The sequence below is a fragment of the Pseudomonas sp. NMI542_15 genome (genome assembly GCF_021283425.1).
GTDB lineage: Bacteria > Pseudomonadota > Gammaproteobacteria > Pseudomonadales > Pseudomonadaceae > Aquipseudomonas > Aquipseudomonas fortuita.
The window spans coordinates 1-2236 of record NZ_JAJSRO010000058.1 but is presented as its reverse complement, the minus strand read 5'-3'; the positions used below and the strand labels follow the sequence as shown (position 1 = coordinate 2236).

At 64.1% G+C, this 2236-nt stretch carries 2 protein-coding genes; both read right to left on the bottom strand.

Features of this window, described 5'->3' with window-relative positions; translation table 11 throughout:
* A partial coding sequence (locus tag LU684_RS30380) for a type VI secretion system Vgr family protein (RefSeq protein ID WP_232895369.1) occupies positions 1–1514 on the bottom strand: 1514 nt, incomplete at its 3' end.
* Positions 1515–1527: 13 nt separating this feature from the next.
* Positions 1528–2236: type IVB secretion system protein IcmH/DotU (gene icmH, locus LU684_RS30375; protein WP_232895368.1), on the bottom strand; the 709-nt coding region annotated here is incomplete at its 5' end.

Below are 2236 nucleotides of genomic sequence, written 5' to 3'. Positions count from 1 at the left end.
TCGTTAAAACCATCGCCCTTATGGGTCTGGCTCTTGATGGTCATCCGCGTCTTGTGCTTGGGCAGGTCATACGGCGGCAGCTGATTGCCACAGTAGGTGCGCCCGGTGATCATCGGCTGGTCCGGGTCGGCGTCGACGTACTGGATGATCACGTCCTGGCCAATGCGCGGAATGGCCATCGAACCCCAGCTGCCGCCGGCCCAGCCTTGCGACACGCGTACCCAGCAGGAACTGAACTCGTTGTCCTGGCTTTCCCGGTCCCAGGGGAAGCTGACCTTCACCCGGCCCCATGGGTCGCAGTAGATCTCCTCGCCCTTGGGCCCCACCACCGTTGCCATCTGCGGGCCGTCGATGCGCGGCTTGGGCAACGGCGCCGGGCGCCATTCGGTTCTGCCGGGCACCAGCACAGCCTTCTGGCAGTAGCGGGTACCTTGCCGGGCACCTGCAGCTTCCTCCTGAAGGCTGGTGAACTGGGTGCCTTCGTGGTGCACGCGGCTTACCCGCCAATGCCTGTTCAGGTCTTCGCGCGGGTGCCCGATCAGGGTGAAGCTCAGCCCCGGTTGCAGGCGCACATCGTCGCCTTCCACCTCGGCCATGCGAGCGTCATGGCGCCAGGCTGTGATGCGGGTGGCGGTGAAGGGGGCGCCGACGGCCTCGCGCTTGTAGCGACCGGGGTAGTCGAAGCGCTCGTACGTGGTGGACTGGTGCCTGAGGTCGCTGCCCTCGGCACGCTGCTCCTGGCGGTAGGCCGGGTGGGTGAAGGTGTAGTCGCGCTGCACCTGGCGCGCGGTACGTACCTGCTCGCTGTAACGCAGGCGGCGCAGGCACGGCCTGGCCTGATCGCCGCCGCTGTTGGCGTGGTACAGCACCTGGTTGGGGTCGGTGTCGTCCGGCTCGAAAAAGCCTTCGTCATCGTCATCGGGCTTGATGGCGCCCTGGCTGAGCTGCCCCAGCCCCAGCAGCCGGTCGGTGATGAGCAGCTTGTGCAGTTTTGGCGTGTGCTCGAAGCGGTAGACGAAACCCTCTTCGGCGGCCAGGCGGGCGATGAAGTCGAGGTCGGTTTCACCGGCCTGCACGCAGAACTCGCGCACCTCGTGCTTGTCGATGCTTCTCAGCTCGTAGCCGGTGATACCCTGGCGCTTGAGCATGATCTCGAGAATCTGCGGCACGGTTTTCTGCTGGAAGATGCGCCAGTTCGAGCGCAGCCCGGCGCGGGCCAGCACGGGTTCGACCAGGGCGCGGTAACGGGTGCGATGGAAGCCCGTTTCACCCTGGCTGAAGGTGCTGACCAGGCCGTGCACGTAGCGCAGCGGGCGCTCGCCGTGCCAGATCGTGAACAGCACCGGCTTGTCGAGCAACTGACCGAAGTCGACATCGTCTTCAAAACTGACCAGTTCCAGCTTCAGCTGGAACGGCGTGCTGATGGCTTCGTCCAGCTCGAACGACACCACTTCGAATTCACTCCGGCCCACCAGCGGCTGGAAGGTAAAGCGCAAATCGGATTGGCTAGGCATGTGGCGTCCCCTGCTACTGCTGCAGAATCGCGTCGAGCGATTCCAGGACTTCGGCGGTGAGCAGGTCGAGGCGGTAGCTGTAGTAGCTGTAAGCGCAGACCATGGCGACGGCCGAGATCACCAGCGGGCTCCACCAGGGCCACTCCCAGCGTCGCGGGCGGTGGGGGCAATGAACGACGTTGGTGTAGGGGTCGCACACCTCTTGCGGCATGGGGCCACGCAGTTCGCGGATGACCGTGTGCATGCGCGAGATCAAGGCGTTGATGATGTCTTCGCACTTGGGGGCGAGGGCGTGCTTGCCCCGCAGGCCCAGGCAGAAGCAGTAGTACAGGAACTCCAGGACATCCTGGAATTCCTTGGGCGCCTGCATGACCCGTTCGAGCAGCACGAAGATCTTTTCGCCGCCCTGGGTTTCGTCGTGGAAGATGCTGAGCAGCGGCTCGTGGCTCCAGCACGAATTGTTGCCCCAGGGGCGGCTCATCACGGCCTCGTCCAGATACAGGCACAGGGCATAGGAATAGACTTCCTGGTGCACGATGGGGTAGCCGTGCTGCTGGATTTCTTCGCGGATGTTGCTGACCTGGTTTTGCACGGTCTTGTGCACATAGGCGATGTTGGGCAGGTCATCCAGCGTACGCAGGCGAATGACCAGACCGAACAGCGGGCTCGCCGCGTCGAGCATCAGGTTTTCGAAGCCGCCACGCAGCTGGAACTCCGGGTCG